Below are 21,134 nucleotides of genomic sequence, written 5' to 3' on the forward strand. Positions count from 1 at the left end.
ATATAACTTTAAGTTTATTTAATATTTAATTTTTAAAGCGTAAATTAGTTTAATAGGTCCCAACTTTATATCTTTTGGAAAATAGAAAATGGGGCTGAGTTATAAATTAAGCATACTGGATAAATGCCCAAGAGCCGAAGGTATCAGCGCGGAACAGTCATTTAAAAATGCATTGCAAATTGCTCAAACGGCAGAAGCTTTAGGCTTTTATCGTTACTGGGTGGCTGAGCACCATTCCACGGCTTTGTTATCCAGTCCATCTCCCGAAATTTTGATTGCATGGTTATTGGCACAGACTAAAAGCATTCGAATTGGTTCGGGTGGGGTGATGTTGCAACACTACAGTCCTTATAAAGTTGCGGAAAATTTTAATGTTTTAGCAAGTCTTGCACATGACCGCGTGGACTTGGGGGTAGGCAAAGCACCTGGCGGTTTTCCTGTTTCAACTCAAGCATTACAGCTTGGGCTAGACCAAACACAAAAGGGCAACTTTAAAGTCCAGTTACAAGCATTAGATCATTATTTGAATACAAAATTAGATCGAAATCAGCCTGATCAGGTTGCTGCAACACCAATACCTCAGCAAAGTGCAGAAAAGTTCTTATTGGGGGCCAGTATTGAAAGCGCTCGACTTGCAGCAGATTTAGGCTGGAAATTCGTATTTGCTGCGCATTTAAATGGCGATGCCACCTTACTTCAAGATGCGTTGCAGACCTATTCAAACTTTTCAGCTGGAAAAAAGGCGATTGTTGCAGCACAAATTATTGTGGCAGATAGCCGTGATCAAGCGGAAGAATTGGCAGCAGGACTGTCTGTTTGGACCTTAGAACTTGAGAATGGTCAACGGGTCAAAATCCCGAATGAACAAAGCGGACAGGAGTTTTCGAGACAAGCTCAATCTGCGATTAAAAGTCTTAAAAAAGAGCAGTTAAACATTATTAAAGGTACTGCCGATGATATTCATAAGCAATTACACGCTTTACATCAGCAATATGAAATTCATGAATTTATTGTTGAATCGCCACTGTTAGATCATGCAACGCGTCTGAAATCTCTAACTTTACTGGCACAGCACGCTGTGCTTGCAGCTTGAGTTGGAGAAGTTGATGTCAAATAGGCAGTTACTTGAACAGCAGTTGATCAGTTGGAGACATGAATTACATCGTCATCCAGAATTATCAGGTCAAGAGTTTCAAACCACCGATAAGTTAAAACAATGGCTGTCTGAATACGGCATTGAAACTTCAACTTGGGGTTTAAAAACAGGACTGATTGCGGATATTGGCACTGGTCATCCAATTGTCGCTATTCGAGCAGACATCGATGCGTTACCCATTCATGAAGAGATTGAGCAAGACTTTCGTTCAACTCAAAATGGGGTAATGCACGCTTGTGGACATGATTTGCATAGCTCGACCATTTTAGGCGCTGCGATTTTACTTAAAGCTCAAGCGTCTGAATTAAAAGGTACGGTACGCGTTATTTTTCAGCCTGCCGAGGAAACTTATAGCGGCGCTTATGAGGTAATCAATAGTGGAGCCTTGGAAGATGTATCCGCCATTTTCGGTTTTCATAATGTTCCTGAGTTGCCTCTAGGCACTTTTGCAACACGCTCTGGTGCATTTTATGCCAACGTTGACCGATTCAAAATTGTGATCAAAGGCAAAGGAGGGCATGCAGGCCGTCCGCATGAAACCAAAGATCCGATCGTTGTCGCGGCACAGTTGATCAGTGCTGTGCAAACCATTGCCAGTCGCAGCATAAATAATTTAGACACCTGTGTGGTTAGTATCACCCAAATACATGCGGGCACAAGCTGGAACATCCTGCCAGAAGAAGCGCACTTAGAGGGCACGGTACGAACCCATTCTCCTGAGATTCGCCTAGCCGTTGAACAAAAACTTAAACAAATTGCACAGGGTATTGCACTTGCCCACTCAGCTGAGATTGCTGTGGATTGGGACAATGGCCCCGCGGCATTAATTAACACTGCGACATGGGCTGAACTGAGCCAAAGCGTTGCACGTGCGCAAGGTTATGAGGTGCAAGATGCGCCACTTTATTTGATCGGTGAAGATTTTGGCGCCTATTTAGAACAGATCCCGGGTGCTTTTGTCAGTATCGGCAGTGCCAGTTCCTTCGGTTTGCATCATCCCCAATATCAACCTAATGAATCTTTAATTTATCAAGCTGCTCAATACTTTGCTGCCTTAGCAACACAAGCACTTGAGTCTATTCATAAAAATGCAGAGGTCTAACATGAGTAATAACAAACAAATTCGCCTTGGAACTATCTTACACGGTGCAAACGGAAATATGTCTGCATGGCGCCATCCTGAAGCGGTGGTCGATGCCAGTATTAATTTTGAATTTGCCAAAAATGTAGCGCTTCAGGCAGAACAGGCAAAGTTTGATTTTGTCTTTGTGGCTGATGGTCTATATATCAATGAAAAATCAATTCCTCATTTTCTCAATCGTTTTGAACCGATTACGTTGCTTTCAGCCCTAGCCAGTGTGACGCAAAATATTGGTTTGGTGGGTACAGTGTCGACCTCATATAGCGAGCCGTTTACGATTGCACGTCAGTTCGCCAGTCTGGATCATTTAAGTGGCGGTCGTGCAGGATGGAATGTGGTGACCACACCACTAGAAGGTACTGCAAAAAATCATACCCGTAAGCAGCATCCTGAGCACAGCCAGCGTTATGAAATTGCCGATGAATATTTGCAAGTGGCAAAAGGGCTTTGGGACTCATGGGGTGAAGGTGCTTTTGTTCGCAATAAAGAAACGGGGCAATTTTTTGAGCGCAGTAAATTACATACTTTGAACCACAAAGGAAAACACTTTGAAGTGGCTGGCCCCCTCAATGTGGAGCGTTCGCCACAAGACCGTCCGATTTTGTTCCAAGCTGGAGCATCGGGTGCAGGTCGTGCATTAGCTGCGAAACATGCCGATGCTATTTTTACCCATCAAGCCTCTTTGGAAGAAGCACAAGCGTTTTACTTAGATGTGAAACAGCAAGTGATTAAGAATGGTCGCGACGCAGATGATTTGCTTATTTTCCAAGGGATTGGGGTATTGATTGGAGATTCTGCTGAGGACGTAGAGCGTCAATATCTTGAAACTGCTGCATTGGTGACGATAGAGGATGCACTGAATTATTTGGGGCGCTTCTTTGAACACCATGATTTTTCTCAGTATGAACTCGATGCACCTTTTCCAGAACTGGGCACACTAGGTGAAAACAGCTTCAAAAGTGGCACTGATGAAATTAAACGTAAAGCCAAAGCAGAGAATCTAACTTTACGTCAGGTTGCACTGCAAGCAGCAACTCCACGTCCACCTTTTGCTGGAACCGTGGAAGAAGTGGCTGATCAGTTGGAACTGTGGGTAAAAGAAGAAGCGGCAGATGGCTTCATTATTGCGGGCGCAACCCCAAAAACTTTAGATACTTTTGTTGAAAAAGTCGTGCCATTGCTGCAACAGCGTGGCCTATATCGTACCGAGTATCCGGGCAGCACTTTACGTTCTAGTTTTGGTTTAAAGCGACCAGAAAATCAATTTGAACCATCAGAAAAGGAACAGTTTCATGCGGTTGAATAAAACACCTTTGACGATTGCTTTGGCACTGTTTCTAGGAATTTCTTTGGTTGGATGTAGTAAAGAACAAACATCTAATCAAACAGCTAGCTCAACAGCCGAGTCTACAAAATCGACCGATAAAACCGATTTTTATAGCCGTGAGCTTGCAAAGTTAAAAGAGAATATGACGCCTATTCATGTTGCTCAAAATGCAGAAGCCCGTCAAAAAATTCCAAAAGATTTTAAGTTTGTAAATGCAGGTTATTTAACCATTGCTGCGATTTCAGGCGCACCTCCATTAAGTGTATTGGGACCCGATAACCAAACCTATATTGGAACAGAAATTGATATTGCCCGTTTGATTGCAGACAGTTTGGGTTTAAAGCTGAAACTGGTTCGCACCTCATGGGAAGACTGGCCGCTCGGTGTGATTAGTGGCAAATATGATGCAGCCATTGCCAATGTCACTGTGACCAAAGAGCGTAAGGAGAAATTTGACTTTGTGACCTATCGCCAAGACGTATTGGCTTTTTATGTCTCAGAGAAAAGTAAAGTCAAAGCCATCAAAGGTCCCGATGATATTTCAGGTTTAAAAGTGATTGTCGGTTCTGGCACCAATCAGGAAAAAGTGCTGTTGGACTGGATTGAGGACAATAAAAAGAAAGGGCTGCCACCGGGGCAAGCACTTTATTACGATGATGGTGCATCCGCAAGTTTGGCGCTTCAGTCTGGGCGGGTTGATGCCTTATTTGGTCCTAACGTTGCTTATGCATGGCAAGCAGCAAATGGTGCAAAAATCCGTTTAGCAGGAACAGCGCTCGGTGGTGGAACACGACCTGCCGAATTGGGGGTCACGCTGAAAAAAGGCGGTGGTTTGGCCGATGCGGTACAGACAGCTTTAAATGGAGTAATTCAAACAGGCGAGTATCAAAAAGTCTTAGCGCGTTGGGGGGCACAGGCAGAAGCGATTCAGCATTCTGTAATCAACCCGCCGGGGCTAGGAGACTAAAAGGTACAACGCCCAGACAATGGTAATTTTGTTCTGGCATTAATAAGTGTGATGAGTTGCTACAACAATGGGAGAGCGGCTCACACGTAAAAAAGTTTGAAAACTGATTAATTGGATTAGATTAGTCTTCAATTGATTCAGGATAAATAAGAGGCCGTTATGCAAGAAAAATTTATCCAAATACCCGTTGATGTGCCCGAAGCACAGCCTTTACTGGATCAGTTATTTGCTGAATATGAAGAAATTTATGGTGATTTTTTTGCACGCCAAGATGCACAAGTGATTGATGAACGTAAAAAAGCCACACATCGAGAACGCTATGAAGGCGCGGAAGACTTTTTACCGCCGCATGGATTATTCGTGGTGCTTAAACGTGATGATGAAGTCATTGCAATGGGTGCGTATAAACGCTATGACGCAGAAACCGCAGAGTTGAAACGGATTTGGTCACATCGAAACTTACGTAAACAGGGGCTGGCTGCAAAAATAGTCAAAGAACTTGAACGAAGTGCGCTTGCTGCAGGGTATCGCAAAATCTTTCTCACCACGGGGTTTAAACAAATTCCAGCAGTGAAATTGTATTTGAGCTTAGGTTATGAACCGCAGTTTGAACTCACCCCAGATTTTAATTTTGATCGATACATTGGTGCGCCTTTACACGGTGGACTTCCTTTTAGAAAGACTTTATTGCAAAAGGAGGTCGCATGAGTTTAGAGCACTATAAAATCGTTCCAGCACGTCATCCACTGCGTTACATTGGCGTCGCATTTTCGATATTAATTATTGCAGTCGTCGCGGAATCGATATTTTCCAATCAAAACTGGGGCTGGCCTGTTTTTAGACAATGGTTCTTTGATCCTGCCATTCTTCAGGGCTTGTTAATGACACTGAAACTGACCTTTTGGTCAATCGTGTTTAGTTTAATTCTGGGTACCATTGTAGCCATGATGAGACTGTCTTCATCTTGGTTAATTCGCTCATTGGCATGGGTGTATATCTGGATGTTCAGATCATTACCATTGCTGTTGGTGTTGATTATTCTCTATAACTTTTCTTATTTATATGAATACATTAATGTCGGTGTACCTTTTACCGACACGGTCTTTGCCCAATTTAAAACTATTAATGCACTGGATCAGTTCTCAACGGCTTTGGTGGGTTTGGTGATCGTACAAAGTGCTTATACCGCCGAAGTGATTCGAGGTGGGATTTTGTCTGTCGATCATGGTCAATTTGAAGCAGCGGCGGCATTGGGGCTATCATGGTGGCGCCGTACGACGCGGATTATTTTACCGCAATCGATTCGCAGTATTATCCCCGCGATTATCAATGAATGTGTCGGTTTATCTAAAGGCACATCGATTGTGTATGTTTTGGCAATGCCTGAACTCTTTTACACCGTACAAATGATCTATAACCGCAACCAAGAAGTGATTCCGCTGTTGATGGTTGCCGCCGTTTGGTACGTAATTGTCACCAGTGTTTTTTCCATCGTGCAATGGTATATCGAAAAAATATTGGCGAAAGGTGAGCGGAAATCAGCGATTAATAGCTTTGCTTTTTTCAAGAAAGCACAGCCACACACAACCCAGCCGCGTATAGGAGCCAGCTATGATCATTAATCAATCAACATCTCCTGCAAATGGTCATATCCAAGTGAGCCATGTATTTAAAAATTATGCGGGACATGCGGCATTACAGGATATTAGTCTGGATATTCCAGCGGGCTCTGTCACGGTAATTATCGGTCCATCTGGGTCGGGTAAATCAACGTTATTACGAGCGATAAATCATTTAGAGCGTGTAGATGCAGGATTTATTCAAATTGATGATGAGTTTATTGGCTATCGTAAAAAAGGCGATAAACTCTATGAATTAAAAGAACGAGATATTTTAAAACAGCGTAAATCTGTGGGTTATGTTTTTCAGAACTTTAATTTATTCCCGCATTTAAATGTTTTACAAAATATTATTGAAGCACCCTTAGCTCATAAAAAACTGAGTAAAGATCAAGCCATTTTAAAAGCCAATCAATTATTGGGTTTAGTTGGGCTAAGGGATAAAGTTGAAGCATGGCCGAAACAACTTTCTGGCGGCCAGCAGCAGCGTGTTGCGATTGCCAGAGCTTTAGCCTTAGACCCTAAAGTGATTTTATTTGATGAGCCAACTTCGGCTTTAGACCCTGAGCTGGTAGGTGAAGTCTTGAATGTAATCAAAAGCTTGGCAAAATTAGGTAAAACCATGGTGATTGTAACGCATGAAATTGCTTTTGCACGAGAAGTTGCCGACCATGTGGTGTTTATGGATCAAGGTAGAATTGTTGAACAAGGAACAGTTCAACAGGTTCTGGAACATCCTAAAGAAGAGCGTACTCAAAACTTTTTATCACGGGTTTTATAAATTTAAGTCTTATTTTTTAATGATATCTATTTTGGTTTTATATATTAAAATCGTTGGTTAATAATAAAACTAACGATTTTTTTATAAGTTTAATTTTGTTGATAAGGTATGATTAAATCCATATAAATAGAATAAATTTCATCCTTTATAATCATCTTAAATTTATTTTTAATAGTGATTAAAATGAGCAGATTAATTTATTTGGATTATGCAGCAACAACACCCATTCTTCCTGAAATTTCTCAAGCAATGATTCGATGTTTGTCTGTTGAAGGTGATTTTGGAAACCCAGCTTCTCAATCGCATCATTATGGTTGGGACGCGGCAAAACATATCACCACGTCTAGACAACACGTTGCCAATTTAATCCACGCCAAACCTCAAGAAATTATTTGGACTTCAGGTGCGACAGAATCGAATAACCTCGCGATTAAAGGCACTTTAGATGCTTATAAGCATAAAAATAAACACATTATTACCAGCAAAATAGAGCATAAGGCCGTTTTAGATACCTGTGCAGAGCTAGAAAGTCTCGGTTTTCAGGTTACTTACTTACAACCTGAGTTGGGTACAGGTGTGATTCGCCCAGAGCAGGTAAAACAAGCCATTCAACCCAATACAGTTTTGATCTCGTTGATGATGGTTAATAACGAAATTGGCACATTAACCGATATTCAGGCCATTGGTCTTTTAGCGCATAAACATCAGATTTTATTTCATGTCGATGCCGCCCAAGCCGCTGGAAAGACACAGATTGATGTTCAGGCGATGCAGATTGATTTACTCAGTTTATCTGCCCACAAAATATATGGGCCCAAAGGCATTGGTGCACTCTATGTTCGTCAAGATATTCAAAAACAGATCAAGACCCAAATTCATGGTGGTGGGCATGAGCAAGGCTTACGTTCGGGAACTTTAGCCACACATCAAATTGTGGGTATGGGAGAAGCATGCCGACTGGCTAAATTAGCCTTAGGGGAAGAACAACAGCGGATCCAACATCTAAGGAATAAGCTATTGCAAGGTTTACAGGCTTTAACACCCGTGAACTTAAATGGCCATGCCACACAGCATGTCGCAAATTATTTAAATGTGAGTTTTTTAGGCGAACGAGCCAATTCTATTATTGCCACGATTAAACAGGTAGCCGCAGTTTCAAGTGGCTCGGCTTGTAATTCGCATCATGCCGCGCCGTCGCATGTACTAAGTGCTTTAGGACTGAGTGAAAATTTAGCGTCAAATACGGTACGTCTTAGTTTTGGAAGATATACCACGCAAGATCATATAGAAATATTGTTGAAGCATTTAGTAATGGTTTTAAAGGAAAAAAAGGCAACAACACAGTTATCTTTTGTCTAATTCTTAAAACTATGATTTATTTGGATTAAAAACTAGAGTTTATTAATAAAATTTTCTCTAGTTTTTTTAACTGATAAAGATGGTATGCAAATTTTGTGTAAGTGATGTGTATTTAGTAAAATACAAATTGGTTTTAGTTTAATTCAGTACTAGATGTATGGATATCTAAAATAAAAAAAGTGTGGGTAAAATCAAAATAGTGATTTTTTGTTTTTGGCAATGGGTGGTACTTAGCATGTCAAATATTGTGTTTTTAAATACAATAAATACATGCTATTGTGATATTGTTCTCATAAAAATACATAAAAAAAATGTGCTTTTTCATTTTTAAAGTTACATAAAAAAACAATTTTATTTTTAATGTGTATAATTCTTAAAATAGATATTTTTCAATTTATAAAAAATAGTTTCTGTCTCTTATCAACAGATGGTGCGACTGGCGCAACAGGTGCCACAGGTGCAGATGGTAAATCAGCATTAGAGTTGCTGATTGATGCGGGTGAGTTACCACCGGGTTCTGATACGAATGACCTGATTGACTACCTCAAAGGCGCAGATGGTACAGATGGTGTGACTGGCGCAACAGGTGCGGATGGTAAGTCAGCACTAGAGCTTTTGATTGATGCGGGTGAATTACCACCGGGTTCTGATACAAACGATCTGATTGATTACCTCAAAGGTGCAGATGGCGCGACTGGCGCAACAGGTGCCACAGGTGCAGATGGTAAATCAGCATTAGAGTTGCTGATTGATGCGGGTGAATTACCACCGGGTTCTGATACAAACGATCTGATTGATTACCTCAAAGGTGCAGATGGCGCGACTGGCGCAACAGGTGCCACAGGTGCAGATGGTAAATCAGCATTAGAGTTGCTGATTGATGCGGGTGAATTACCACCGGGTTCTGATACAAACGATCTGATTGATTACCTCAAAGGTGCAGATGGCGCGACTGGCGCAACAGGTGCCACAGGTGCAGATGGTAAATCAGCACTAGAGCTTTTGATTGATGCAGGTGAATTACCACCGGGTTCTGATACAAACGATCTGATTGATTACCTCAAAGGTGCAGATGGTGCGACTGGCGCAACAGGTGCCACAGGTGCAGATGGTAAGTCAGCACTAGAGTTGCTGATTGATGCGGGTGAATTACCACTGGGTTCTGATACAAACGATCTGATTGATTACCTTAAAGGTGCAGATGGTGCGACTGGTGCAACAGGTGCCACAGGTGCAGATGGTAAATCAGCCAATATAATCATAAACCTATAAAATCACTTATATTGTGACGTTTGTCATGTACTGGAAGATTCAATTATCGATGAATTTATAGAACCTTTTAAAGGGTATTACGTCTATTGTTATGGACGACATAATAAAGTCAAGATACCAGAATATTGTGATCAGAAAGTTGATGTAGCACAAATGTTCAACCAGAAGTTTTACAAAGGATGTAAGGAATACTTGAAGGGATGAAGGATGTTGTACTTAAAAGTACTTTAATCTACAAGATGTTGGAAATAGTGGGTAGGCAGGTAATTGATTTTTAATGTTTAAGTAAAGCCTAGCCTGAATGAAAAGCTGAGCATTCTATTTTTCTTTACATTTTTCGTTTAAGCTTTTTTTTAACAGCTCCGTTTTATAAAATATTTAAAACTTAGGAAAAGCGATGAAGGATAACTATCCAAAACCTATAATAATCATGCATTGGATTACCTTTGCTTTAGTTGCAATGGTGTATCTGACTGCAGGTGATCCCACAATAACAGACTGGAAAGGCCAGATTCATGTTGCAGGTGGGATTTTAATATTTATTTTATTTTTCTTGAGATTGAGTTTTGTTTTTCTGTATAGAAAAAGTATTCCTAAAACTGAAATAATTAATTCTTACCAGATAATGTTATTTAAAATGGTCAGATTTTTCCTTTACTTAAGCCTATGTATTGTTCCAATTGCGGGTTGGATGACATTATCGAGTTTTACTGATAATTTCCAAGTTTTATCGTTAAATTTACCGCTTTTGAGCACTGTTTGGGGGAGTGACTATATTGCAGATGCGCATCAATTTTTAGGGAATCTCTTTATCGCGCTCGTGGGTTTACATGCCTGTGCGGCATTGGTTCACCACTTCATTTTCAAAGATAACGTCTTAAAAAGTATGCTTTTTAAAAAATGATGTGATTTAGAGGCTATCTGATGGCTGCCTTTTAGATTCGTCTGGCTTTTTTATTATGAGTATTTCATAGTCACATAACACATGATAAAAGATGAGCCGAAAGTGTAGATGCAGTATACTGTGCCGGTCGAAAAAGTGATGAATTCATATGTATATTGGTCCGTATCAACTGTCAAATAATTTGATTGTGGCTCCGATGGCAGGCGTAACTGACCGTCCATTTAGGTCTCTGTGCAAATACTTTGGTGCAGGGCATGCTGTCAGTGAAATGATGACATCAGACCAAACGTTACGGATGAGTAAAAAAAGCTTATATCGTGCTAATTTTGATGGTGAATTGGCGCCTATTTCAGCGCAAATTGCAGGATCAGATCCCAAAGAGTTGGCGGAAGCTGCACGATATCAGGTCTCAAATGGTGCTCAAATTGTGGACATTAATATGGGGTGTCCAGCCAAGAAAGTCTGTAACAAACTGGCAGGTTCTGCACTTTTAAAAGATGAAGACTTGGTGGCTCGAATTTTGGATGAAGTTGTGGCTGCAGTTGATGTACCTGTAACACTTAAAACGCGTTTGGGTTTTTTGAATGGTCATGAAAATATCTTACGTGTAGCGAAACGTTCTGAAGAGGCGGGTATTGCGGCGTTGGCATTGCATGGGCGCACCCGTGAAGACATGTATTTGAACACGGCTCGTTATGATTTAATTAAAGAAGTAAAACAGCTCATTCGTATACCAGTGGTTGCCAATGGGGATATTGATAGTCCAGAAAAAGCCAAATATGTACTCGATTATACCGGTGCAGATGCAATTATGATTGGTCGCGCTGCGCAAGGGCGTCCGTGGATTTTTCGTGAAATCGCGCATTATCTGGAGACGGGTGAACATTTGGCAGCGCCAAGCATTCAAGAAGTAAAAGAAGTTCTACTTGGACATCTTGCCGAACTGTATGCATTTTATGGGGAATATTCTGGCTGCCGAATTGCACGTAAACATATTGCTTGGTACACCAAAGGTTTACGTTCAAGTAATGAGTTTCGTCAGAACATGTACAAAGTGGAAAGTACAACTGAACAATTTAAAGTGGTCGCTGACTACTTTGACCAGTTACTCATACATGGTGCAACCATGAATGACGTACAGGTTGAACAGGTCAATTTGTTAGAAACCAAATAAACAAAGCTCCACGTATGGAGCTTTGAGTGAATAATGAGACTTAATAACTGACTTGCTGCATTTCAACCAACAGTTGGTTAATTAAGTCAGGTGCTTCCATGGCACGAATTTGCGAAACATTCGTACCTGCCCAAAATGCACCAAAGCCTTGATCGCCTTGTTTACTTGCTACAGCATGTAATTGTTTTCCAAGATCATAACAGTACGGATAAGCAGCAACCGCAGGGCGGTTCGGTAGATCAATCTGGGTATGCCAGTGACCCAGTAAGCCGCGAGCAGGGCGACCTGAAATACTGGCACTTATTTGTGTGATGTGCTCATGGAAAAGTGCATGACGGTAGGCATCATTGGCATTCGACGTTTTACATTGTACGAAAGCTGTTCCCAACTGTACCGCACTCGCGCCGAGGCTTAACATCTGCTGAGCCTGTGTACCATTCATAATGCCACCCGCAGCAATAATAGGGCACCGACAGTGCTGCGTCAGAAGTTGTACGAGGTCGATCGTACGTATTGCACTATCAAAATGTTCATTAAAAATCCCGCGGTGTCCACCTGCTTCTATGCCTTGAGCAATAATAAAATCAATCCCTGCTGCTTCAATGGCCCGTGCTTCCGCTAAGTTGGTTGCAGAAACCATGGTTAAAATGCCAGCGTCTTTTAGCGCCTGTATTTGGTGCGGATGCGGAATACCGAAGTGAAAACTGACGGCTTTAGGGCGAGTTTCAAGTACGACATTTAAAAAGTCATCATTGTCCAAAAAGCTAGGATAAATACAGTGCAGTTGAGTAGGTGGTTCTGCATCGTATTGTTCAAAATGAGGTCTTACAAAATCAATCCATGTTTGTGCGATAGTTGGATCAAGTTCGACACTTTGATGACAGAAGAAATTAACTTGAAAAGGTTGTTCGGTCAGTGCTTGGGTTTTTAAAATTTGGCTACGTGCGGCTTCCGCGGTGTTTGCGCCTAATCCAAGTGAGCCTAGCCCGCCTTGATTTGAAACCTCCGCTGCAAGCTCTGGTGTAGAAACACCGGCCATTGGTGCAAGGAAGATAGGATGTTTAATTTCAAGACGTTCTAATAATAAAGACATGTACTTGCTCCTTTTACATATAGACACTTTGCCCAAGCGCTGCAAAATTGGCAAATAATATTCAGTATTTTCTCGAAAAATATCTAAAGCAATCACGTTTATTTCTCGGTTTTTGGCGACAAGCCATGTCGTTGGGTATGTGTATTGGCAATGCTTTTAGTCTGAAATTTTTTATACTTTTATTTTAGATTTTACCGAGGATCGTCATGACCGATCGTATCCGTGAAAAGCTACAGATTCTAGCTGATGCAGCTAAATATGACGTGTCCTGTTCGTCCAGTGGTAGCAATCGTAAAAACAACAATCAAGGTTTGGGAAATACAGGAAACGGTATCTGTCATAGTTATACAGAAGATGGTCGTTGTGTTTCATTGCTTAAAATTCTATTTTCAAATGTCTGTATTTTTGATTGTTCGTACTGTGTTTCTAGACGCTCTAACGATGTCAAGCGAGCCGCTTTTACTGTACAAGAAGTGGTGGATTTAACCATCAACTTTTACCGACGCAATTATATTGAAGGGTTATTTTTAAGTTCAGGTATTTTTAAATCAGCTGATTTCACTATGGAGCGAATGCTACAAGTGGTGAAAAAGCTTCGCCTTGAAGAAAACTTTAATGGTTATATTCACCTAAAAACGATACCTGGTGCTTCCCAAGAAATTATTACTGAGGCCGGCTTATATGTAGACCGCATGAGTATTAACTTGGAAATGCCAACGGAAGTTGGTTTAAAACAGTTTGCACCTGAGAAATCACATGCAGAAGTACAAAAGGACTTAGGCATTGTACGCGATCGCTTAATTCAGTTGACGGATGAGCGGCGTGTGATTCAGCATGTACCGAAGTTTGTACCAGCGGGACAAACCACTCAGATGGTGGTGGGCGCACATCAAGAAACAGACAAAGATATTATTTTAATGGCAGATCATCATTACAAAGTGTATCAGCTCAAACGGGTGTATTTTTCAGGCTATATCCCGATCAATGAACAGGAAAAAATGCTTCCTGTCGTGGGTTCTGCACCGCCATTATTAAGAGAAAATCGGCTGTACCAGTCAGATTGGCTCATGCGTTTCTATGGTTTTGATGCGCAGGAAATTGTGAATGATCAGCATCCGAATTTAGATTTGGACATTGACCCGAAGCTAAGTTGGGCATTACGTAACCCTGAGCATTTTCCTGTTGATATTCAACATGCAGACTATCGTATGATTTTACGTGTTCCGGGTATAGGTGTTCAATCGGCTAAAAAAATTGTGCAAGCTCGTCGTTTTGGGCAGATTCATATCGATCAACTAAAGCGTATGGGCATTGCTTACAATCGGGCACAGTATTTTATTCGCTGTGCAGATACGCCAAAGTTTAAAAAAGAACAACCAGCGAACCAGATTCGGCAGCACATTTTGCAATCGGGGCAATCCAAATATCAAAAACAGCTTTCGCCTCAACTGGGCTTCGGTTTTTAGTATGTCGATATATCGCTTTGATCAAAGCATGACTGGACTACTGAGTTGTGTATATAGAAGCTTTCAGTTTAAAGATTTTGACGTCAAGCTTGCATCTAACAATTCCCAAGCCAGCTTGTTTGATGAGTGTATTGAGGTTGCTTCAAATGACGAACACGCAGAGCGAGTTTGGCGAGGGTTAAAGCAAAAAATTACGGCTGAAAGTCTACGATTTTTTTATTATTGCTTTCTGTCTGAGCAGGAGCAGGCACATCAACATCTTTTTAATTTCTGTATCTATGTATTTAGAAATACACATGCGGTAGATCATAACTATGCGCATACGGATGTGTTGGCTGTTTCGCAGTGGGCCAAACAAGTGGGCAGGGAAAAGCATCGTATGGAAGCTTTTGTCCGCTTTAAAAAATGTCAGGATGGATTGTTTCTAAGTTTGGTACAGCCGGATTTTAATGTTTTACCACTGATAGAACGGCATTTTAGAAACCGATATCAAGATCAAAGATGGTTGATTTATGATGAAAAAAGAAATTTTGGCATTTATTATGATTTGACAGCTGTGCATCAGGTGGAAATGGATATAGATCAAATTGATCATGCACACAAAGCCGGACACAGTCAGTTCTTTAGTGTTGAATTAGATGATGATGAGCTGCTGTATGACCAGTTATGGAAAGATTATTTTAAAAGTATCAACATCGAGGCAAGAAAAAATATCAAACTACATGTGCAATATGTTCCTAAACGCTACTGGCGTTATATGAATGAAAAAACAATCTAGCGAGATGCAAGTAAGGCGTTGACTCATCATTTTCTATAATGTTTTAGGCTGTTATGGGAATGAGAACAGACGTTAAGCAATTCATGCTAATTAAAAAATAAGCTGTTGCACCTGTAGAATGGAACTTCAGTCATCAGTAATAGTGCATCTGAGTAGTGGCTCAGAGAAAAATGTGCAAGCTTAAAGTTGATGATGAATGATGCTTTCAATAGTAAAAAGCCCATTCAATCCATGGGCTTTTTACATTTTTAATAGGTAGATTGTTAACGCTTATCCTGTTGTTAACGTTAAACATGCACATTAAATAGGGAACCAATCCAACTGGCAAACAGCATCGCAAAAATTCCCCATAGCGTCACACGAAATGCGCCTGTCCACATAGAAGTCCCAGAAAAGTAACTTGATAAAGCGCCTAAACCGAACAATGATAGTACCCCTGTAAGAGCAACTGACTGAGTCAGATAACCTTGAGGGCTTAATAGAATGGCTAGCATAGGAAACAGAGCACCTAGTGAAAAGGCGAGGGCAGAAGAACCCGCGGCTTCAAGTGGCTTGGCACTGGTATTTTCATGGATGCCTATTTCATCACGAGCATGTGCAGACAGTGCATCATGTGCGCTGAGTTGTACTGCGACTTCATGTGCCAGTTTGGGTTCTAGTCCACGTTGTATATAAATTTGAGTCAGTTCTTTAAGTTCTAAGTGAGGGTTTTTATCTAATTCTCTGGCTTCATGTTTTAAGTCGGCTTCTTCAATATCCGATTGAGACTTCACCGAAATATACTCGCCCGCAGCCATAGAGCTCGCACCTGAAATGAGCCCTGCAATACACGTGATGAGTAAGGTATGGCTGGTTGCGCCACTGGCCGCCATCCCCATAATTAAACTGGTCACTGAAATGATGCCGTCATTGGCACCCAATACCGCTGCACGTAGCCAACCAGTACGATGAATTAAATGAGGTTCAACATGGTGAGAATAGGACATGACGATAGATCATCCTCAAATTTTAAAGTTATGATTTATTTAATAATGCACGTTTCATCTACTATAGCACAGCCCATAAAAAAGCCTCCGAGTGGGAGGCTTTTTTGAGTTTAGAAATATTATTGCGCTTTTTCTTTCACATCAGCAGCACCTTGTTCTACTGCACCAGCAACATGAGCTGTTGCTTCTTTAGAGGCATTTTTAACATCTTCAGCAGCAGCTTCAGTTTTCGCAGCAGCTTCGTCAGCGGCAGCACCAATTTTTGCAGATGCTTCATCTGCAGCTTTTTGAGTGTCAGATACGGCTTCACTTGCAGCTTTATTAATATCATGACCTGCTTGTTCAGCAGCATTTTCAAGGTGTTCACCTGTCGTTGCACCTGTTTCAGGTGCTTTTTCTTTTGAACAACCCACTAAAACAACAGCAGCAGCAAGACCTAAAGCAATAAGTAATTTATTCATTTTCATATCCTTTTCGTTTTATACCCAAAAGTAGGGGTTGGGCAAAATATAATCTACTTTGAGTGTAAAGCAGACTGCATTATTGTTAAAAAAATGTAATTTTTTATAAAAAACAGCATGATAAAAAGGCTTATAAGCTGAGTTGCCTATAAGCCTTTAGCAGGGAAGCGTCTGAGAGGATTACACGCCAGAACGAATAATATAATCAAAAGCAGACAGAGATGCTTTTGCACCTTCACCTGTGGCAATGATGATTTGCTTGTAAGGCACTGTTGTACAGTCACCTGCGGCAAATACACCTTTGACATTGGTTTCGTTGCGATCATTAATCACAATCTCACCACGGTTTGAAAGCTCAACCGCTGTTTCTTTGAGGAAATCGGTGTTTGGCAATAAACCAATTTGCACAAAGATTCCTGCAAGCTCAACCGAATGTTCTACATCAGTTGCGCGATCTTTATATTTCAATGCTGTCACTTGCTTACCATCACCCACAACTTCGGTTGATAGGGCGTTCAGGATTACTGTGGTATTAGGCAAGCTATGCAATTTGTCTTGCAACACTTGGTCCGCACGTAGTTTGGTATCAAACTCAACCAAAGTCACATGTTCTACAATCCCAGCAAGATCAATCGCAGCTTCGACACCTGAGTTCCCTCCACCAATCACAGCAACACGTTTGCCTTTAAACATTGGACCATCACAGTGTGGGCAGTAGGCAACACCACGAGTACGGTATTCTGCTTCACCAGGCACATTCATTTCTCTCCAACGTGCACCTGTTGAAAGGATTACCGTTTTAGATTCAAGCTTCGCACCATTTTCTAAAGTGACTTCAACTAAGCCATTCGCGGTCTCATCTGCACCTTTGATGTTAGAAACACGTTGTAAGTTCATGATGTCCACACCGTACTCACGGACATGTGCTTCCATTTCAGCAGCAAACTTCGGCCCTTGGGTCTTTTGAATCGAGGTATAGTTTTCAATGTCCATGGTATCCATGACTTGACCACCCATACGTTCAGCCACAATCCCCGTTTTAATGCCTTTACGTGCGGCATAAATGGCAGAGGTATTTCCTGCAGGGCCACCACCAATCACTAAAACATCAAAAGCATCTTTGGCATTGAGTTTTTCAGCTTCTTTGGCAGCAGAATTGGTATCCAGTTTGGCAATAATCTCTTCCAAAGTCATACGACCTTGACCGATATGGTTATTGTCTTGGAACACCATCGGTACAGCCATGATTTTGCGTTCTTCAACTTCGTCTTGGAAGAATGCACCATCAATCATAGTTGCTGTCGTGCCTGGATTGTAAATGGCAATCAGGTTCAACGCTTGCACCACGTCTGGACAGTTATGACAGCTTAAAGAGACAAATACGTCAAAGTCAGACTGGATGCCCAAAGCTTTGATTGAAGCCAAAACTTCATCAGATACTTTAGGTGCATAACCTGAGGTTTGTAACAATGCCAAAATCAAAGAGGTAAACTCATGTCCCATCGGTAACCCGGCAAAGAACACACGCGGCTGTTCGCCCGCCTTTGTCACACCAAAGCTGGGTGCACGTGAGTTTTGGCCATCAAAACGTGCAGTCACCAGTGGAGACAGTGCTGCAACTTCTTCAACCAATTCTTTGATTTTGTCTGATTTCTCAGAACCATTCAAAGTCGCAACCAATTCAATCGGACCTTCTAGGCGTTCAAGAAGTGTTTTTAATTGAGCTGAAGTATTTTGATCTAACATTGTTAAGCTCTCCAAAGCAGTCTATAAATTTATTTGATAAAATAATCATAGAGTAAATCTAAAAATAGATAAAACAGTTTGTTTTTATTTTAATAATCGGTTTTATGGATTTAAGGATATTTTCTTCAATCATTTCATGAAGCTATATGGGGGATTTAAATGATTCTTCAAGTAATTTGAAGTTTAAGCCGTATAAATTAGGTATGATCGAGACAGTTAAAAAATAGGGAAGCAAGTGATGCAATTACAGCGTGGTATCTATCAGCATTATAAAGGGCAACTGTATCAAGTTTTACATGTAGCGACGCATAGTGAAACCGAAGAAAAACTGGTGGTTTATCAGTGTTTATATGGTGATTACTCGATTTGGGTACGTCCACTTGCCATGTTTACTGAAACGGTAATGCTAGAAGATGACCGTGAAGTTGAGCGCTTTAAACTGATTCAAGAAGTATAAACAACGCTAAGTAAAGTAGAGGGGATTTGATTATGCGTGCAGAATTTTTGAGTAAAGTATCGGCCTTATATCAACGCTTTCAAGAACATGACAGTACGCAAGCAGATCGAATTGCGCGTTTTCGCAATATTGAGCCTGAGTCTGCACAATTTTTGGCGCAACTGGTTCATATTCAGCAGCCCCAGCAGGTATTAGAAATAGGAACATCAACAGGTTACTCAACCTTATGGTTGGCTTATGCAGCGCAACAAGTGAATGCTCGATTAACCACTTTGGAAATTGATGCTGAGAGAAGTCAACAAGCCGCTAGCCATCTTGCGGATTTCAATTTATCCAATGGTGTTGAGTTTTGGGTGGGTGACGCAGCTGAATATTTGAAGCAGTCACAAGCCATCTTTGATTTTATATTGCTAGATGCTGAACGTGATGCTTATGTCGATTATTGGCCAGATTTGAAACGATTGATGTGTGTTTCACGCGGAGTTTTGGTGGTTGATAATGTTCTATCGCATGCAGATCAAGTCACGGACTTCATAGCGATTATTCAGCAGGACGAGCAGTTTAACCTGTCTACATTAGCGATTGGTGCTGGCTTGTTGGTGGTGACGTGGGATCATGAAAAACAATCAGGATAAATCCTGATTGTTTGAGCTTCAAAAATTAATGAATACTTAAGCGCGTAAAGTGCAAATCATATTCTAAATATTTATGAACAAAGGCTGTTTTATTATTACATCGAACTAAGTTGTTATAAATAAATTCAGGCACAGGGTGGTACAGCTCGCCTGAACCATCGGCATAGAAAATTTTTAAATAGCGTGTGGAAGCATTGTATTTCCAAGATGTTACCGCAATTGTCCCCATAAGCGACTCCCCATCATTTACATGGAATCACAGCAATGTGGCTGCTTAATTTAAACTTATGCCAAACTTAAAAAGTGAAGTATTACAGTTTTGTAAATAAAAAAACCGTACATAAAGTACGGTTTTTTTAAGTGATCAATTAGCGCATTTTCGCAAGGAAGCGACCTACACGTGTAATGGCTTCACGTAGTTCATTTTCAGCAGGTAAGAACACTACGCGGAAATGATCTGGTGTTGGCCAGTTAAAGCCTGTACCTTGAACCAGAAGTACTTTTTCCGCACGAAGTAGATCAAGCATCAGTTTTTCGTCATCTTGAACTGGATAGATTTCTGGGTCTAATTTCGGGAAGCAATACATTGCGCCTTCAGGTTTAACACAAGATACACCCGGAATATCATTCAACATTTGCCAAGCAATATTACGCTGTTCGTATAAACGACCGCCTGGACGAATTAAATCATTGATTGACTGGTAGCCGCCTAAAGCAGTTTGAATGGCATACTGAGCTTGGTGGTTAGCACATAAACGCATAGAAGCGAGCATGTCTAAACCTTCAATATAGTCGACTGCACGCGACTTATCGCCTGTGATTGCCATCCAGCCTGAACGATAACCCGCAATACGGTATGCTTTAGATAAACCATTGAAAGAGATACAGAGTTGGTCACCCGCTAATGCTGCGACAGAAACATGTTCAATACCGTCATAAACGATTTTGTCGTAAATTTCATCTGCAAACAAAATCAAATCATGCTTTTTAGCCAATGCGACAATTTGCTCAAGTACATGGCGTGGATAAACTGCACCTGTTGGGTTGTTTGGATTGATAATCACGATACCGCGGGTACGTGGTGTGATTTTACTCTCCATATCTGCAATGTCGGGATACCAAAAGTTTTCTTCATCACATTTATAATGAATGGCAGTCCCACCTGAAAGGTTCACCGCAGCTGTCCAAAGGGGATAGTCAGGCATTGGCACGAGCATCTCGTCACCATCATCTAACAAGCCTTGCATGGCCATCACGATCAATTCAGAGACACCATTTCCGATATAAACGTCATTAACGTGCATATCTAAGATGCCTTTTTGCTGATAGTACTGACAGATGGCTTTACGCGCAGGGAAAATCCCTTTTGAGTCGGTATAACCCACTGCATTTGGCAGGTTTAAAGCCACATCATTAATAATTTCTTGAGGGGCTTCGAAGCCGAAGGGTGCAGGGTTACCAATGTTGAGTTTGATAATCTTATGGCCGGCTTCTTCCATTTCATTGGCCGCTCGTAACACTGGTCCACGGATGTCGTAGCATACATGCTCGAGCTTAGACGATTTTTTTATTTCGCGTGGGGTTTGGAGAGTGTTCGGCATTTTGATGTTCTCGGAAAGAGTGGAGGTCACTTTTGCATAACGGTATAAATAGCTTTTAAATGTTTCAGTTGTCACCAGATCGAGATCATGTTCATCTCTGAGTAAAGCAACAATTTTTTCATGCGTAAAACCCACCTGTTGATATTGTTTAATCACAGGCAGTAGATGTTTAAAAATAACGCTCTTTTTTTGCGACATTTTTTAATCCTGA

General features: G+C 41.1%; 21 protein-coding genes. 15 read left to right on the top strand and 6 right to left on the bottom strand.

Translation table 11 applies throughout. The features are described 5' to 3' along the window. The first annotated feature begins 88 nt into the window (after positions 1 to 88). The 11 genes from GVX98_RS12415 to dusB all read left to right on the top strand — a co-directional run bounded on the left by GVX98_RS12415 (position 89) and on the right by dusB (position 11,700). Positions 89 to 1,093 (top strand): MsnO8 family LLM class oxidoreductase, encoded by a 1,005-nt coding sequence (locus GVX98_RS12415; protein ID WP_004980271.1) that lies wholly within the window; start codon positions 89 to 91, stop codon positions 1,091 to 1,093. A 13-nt stretch (positions 1,094 to 1,106) separates the two neighbouring features. Further along, positions 1,107 to 2,258, top strand: coding sequence for an amidohydrolase (locus GVX98_RS12420; RefSeq protein ID WP_004980262.1), 1,152 nt, complete (start codon positions 1,107 to 1,109; stop codon positions 2,256 to 2,258). A gap of 1 nt (position 2,259) precedes the next feature. Further along, positions 2,260 to 3,603 (top strand): LLM class flavin-dependent oxidoreductase, encoded by a 1,344-nt coding sequence (locus GVX98_RS12425; RefSeq protein ID WP_004980261.1) that lies wholly within the window; start codon positions 2,260 to 2,262, stop codon positions 3,601 to 3,603. After that, positions 3,590 to 4,591 (top strand): ABC transporter substrate-binding protein, encoded by a 1,002-nt coding sequence (locus GVX98_RS12430; protein WP_004980260.1) that lies wholly within the window; start codon positions 3,590 to 3,592, stop codon positions 4,589 to 4,591. The genes GVX98_RS12425 and GVX98_RS12430 overlap by 14 nt, the downstream gene beginning before the upstream one ends. Before the next feature lie 159 nt (positions 4,592 to 4,750). Next, the gene (locus GVX98_RS12435) at positions 4,751 to 5,299 is read left to right on the top strand and encodes a GNAT family N-acetyltransferase (protein ID WP_004980259.1); all 549 of its coding nucleotides are present in this window, start codon (positions 4,751 to 4,753) and stop codon (positions 5,297 to 5,299) included. After that, a complete protein-coding gene (locus tag GVX98_RS12440) occupies positions 5,296 to 6,213 on the top strand; it encodes an amino acid ABC transporter permease (protein ID WP_004980258.1) in 918 nt (305 codons plus the stop codon). Before GVX98_RS12435 ends, GVX98_RS12440 begins: the two co-directional genes overlap by 4 nt. Continuing rightward, on the top strand, positions 6,203 to 6,991 hold the full coding sequence (locus GVX98_RS12445; RefSeq protein ID WP_159128254.1) for an amino acid ABC transporter ATP-binding protein: 789 nt from the start codon (positions 6,203 to 6,205) through the stop codon (positions 6,989 to 6,991). The genes GVX98_RS12440 and GVX98_RS12445 overlap by 11 nt, the downstream gene beginning before the upstream one ends. Before the next feature lie 183 nt (positions 6,992 to 7,174). After that, positions 7,175 to 8,350: a cysteine desulfurase family protein gene (locus GVX98_RS12450; protein WP_159128255.1), complete on the top strand. Its 1,176-nt coding sequence runs from the start codon at positions 7,175 to 7,177 to the stop codon at positions 8,348 to 8,350. Between the two features lie 360 nt (positions 8,351 to 8,710). Then, positions 8,711 to 9,622: a hypothetical protein gene (locus tag GVX98_RS12455; protein WP_159128256.1), complete on the top strand. Its 912-nt coding sequence runs from the start codon at positions 8,711 to 8,713 to the stop codon at positions 9,620 to 9,622. A gap of 397 nt (positions 9,623 to 10,019) precedes the next feature. Further along, complete coding sequence (locus GVX98_RS12460) at positions 10,020 to 10,526, top strand: cytochrome b (RefSeq protein ID WP_159128257.1); 507 nt, start codon at positions 10,020 to 10,022, stop codon at positions 10,524 to 10,526. A 148-nt stretch (positions 10,527 to 10,674) separates the two neighbouring features. Then, positions 10,675 to 11,700: a tRNA dihydrouridine synthase DusB gene (gene dusB, locus GVX98_RS12465; RefSeq protein ID WP_159128258.1), complete on the top strand. Its 1,026-nt coding sequence runs from the start codon at positions 10,675 to 10,677 to the stop codon at positions 11,698 to 11,700. Between the two features lie 40 nt (positions 11,701 to 11,740). Here dusB and GVX98_RS12470 read toward each other — a convergent pair whose 3' ends face one another. Then, on the bottom strand, positions 11,741 to 12,793 hold the full coding sequence (locus tag GVX98_RS12470) for a nitronate monooxygenase family protein (protein ID WP_159128259.1): 1,053 nt from the start codon (positions 12,791 to 12,793) through the stop codon (positions 11,741 to 11,743). Positions 12,794 to 12,999: 206 nt separating this feature from the next. Between GVX98_RS12470 and GVX98_RS12475 the strand changes: the two genes are divergently transcribed. Together GVX98_RS12475 and GVX98_RS12480 are read left to right on the top strand one after the other, a co-directional pair. Further along, positions 13,000 to 14,259, top strand: coding sequence for a putative DNA modification/repair radical SAM protein (locus tag GVX98_RS12475; RefSeq protein ID WP_159128260.1), 1,260 nt, complete (start codon positions 13,000 to 13,002; stop codon positions 14,257 to 14,259). A 1-nt stretch (position 14,260) separates the two neighbouring features. Next, positions 14,261 to 15,037 (top strand): TIGR03915 family putative DNA repair protein, encoded by a 777-nt coding sequence (locus tag GVX98_RS12480; RefSeq protein WP_159128261.1) that lies wholly within the window; start codon positions 14,261 to 14,263, stop codon positions 15,035 to 15,037. A 287-nt stretch (positions 15,038 to 15,324) separates the two neighbouring features. Here GVX98_RS12480 and GVX98_RS12485 read toward each other — a convergent pair whose 3' ends face one another. The 3 genes from GVX98_RS12485 to ahpF form a co-directional block, all read right to left on the bottom strand. Beyond that, a complete protein-coding gene (locus tag GVX98_RS12485; protein WP_004693487.1) occupies positions 15,325 to 16,023 on the bottom strand; it encodes a VIT family protein in 699 nt (232 codons plus the stop codon). 119 nt (positions 16,024 to 16,142) lie between these two features. Beyond that, positions 16,143 to 16,484, bottom strand: coding sequence for a hypothetical protein (locus GVX98_RS12490; protein ID WP_058869489.1), 342 nt, complete (start codon positions 16,482 to 16,484; stop codon positions 16,143 to 16,145). A gap of 180 nt (positions 16,485 to 16,664) precedes the next feature. Then, positions 16,665 to 18,230: an alkyl hydroperoxide reductase subunit F gene (gene ahpF, locus GVX98_RS12495; RefSeq protein WP_159128262.1), complete on the bottom strand. Its 1,566-nt coding sequence runs from the start codon at positions 18,228 to 18,230 to the stop codon at positions 16,665 to 16,667. Between the two features lie 238 nt (positions 18,231 to 18,468). Here ahpF and GVX98_RS12500 point away from each other — a divergent pair, with 238 nt between their 5' ends. Together GVX98_RS12500 and GVX98_RS12505 are read left to right on the top strand one after the other, a co-directional pair. Continuing rightward, positions 18,469 to 18,687, top strand: a complete 219-nt coding sequence (locus tag GVX98_RS12500) for a DUF1653 domain-containing protein (protein WP_004693482.1) — start codon at positions 18,469 to 18,471, stop codon at positions 18,685 to 18,687. Positions 18,688 to 18,719: 32 nt separating this feature from the next. After that, complete coding sequence (locus GVX98_RS12505; RefSeq protein ID WP_228716295.1) at positions 18,720 to 19,322, top strand: O-methyltransferase; 603 nt, start codon at positions 18,720 to 18,722, stop codon at positions 19,320 to 19,322. A 25-nt stretch (positions 19,323 to 19,347) separates the two neighbouring features. On the opposite strand, the gene GVX98_RS12510 is transcribed toward GVX98_RS12505, so the two are convergent. Then, positions 19,348 to 19,551: a KTSC domain-containing protein gene (locus tag GVX98_RS12510; RefSeq protein ID WP_004980128.1), complete on the bottom strand. Its 204-nt coding sequence runs from the start codon at positions 19,549 to 19,551 to the stop codon at positions 19,348 to 19,350. A gap of 139 nt (positions 19,552 to 19,690) precedes the next feature. After that, positions 19,691 to 21,121: a pyridoxal phosphate-dependent aminotransferase gene (locus GVX98_RS12515; protein ID WP_062032676.1), complete on the bottom strand. Its 1,431-nt coding sequence runs from the start codon at positions 21,119 to 21,121 to the stop codon at positions 19,691 to 19,693. Positions 21,122 to 21,134: the final 13 nt, after the last annotated feature.

Source organism: Acinetobacter sp. 8I-beige (assembly GCF_902505955.1).
Taxonomy (GTDB): Bacteria; Pseudomonadota; Gammaproteobacteria; order Pseudomonadales; family Moraxellaceae; genus Acinetobacter; species Acinetobacter johnsonii.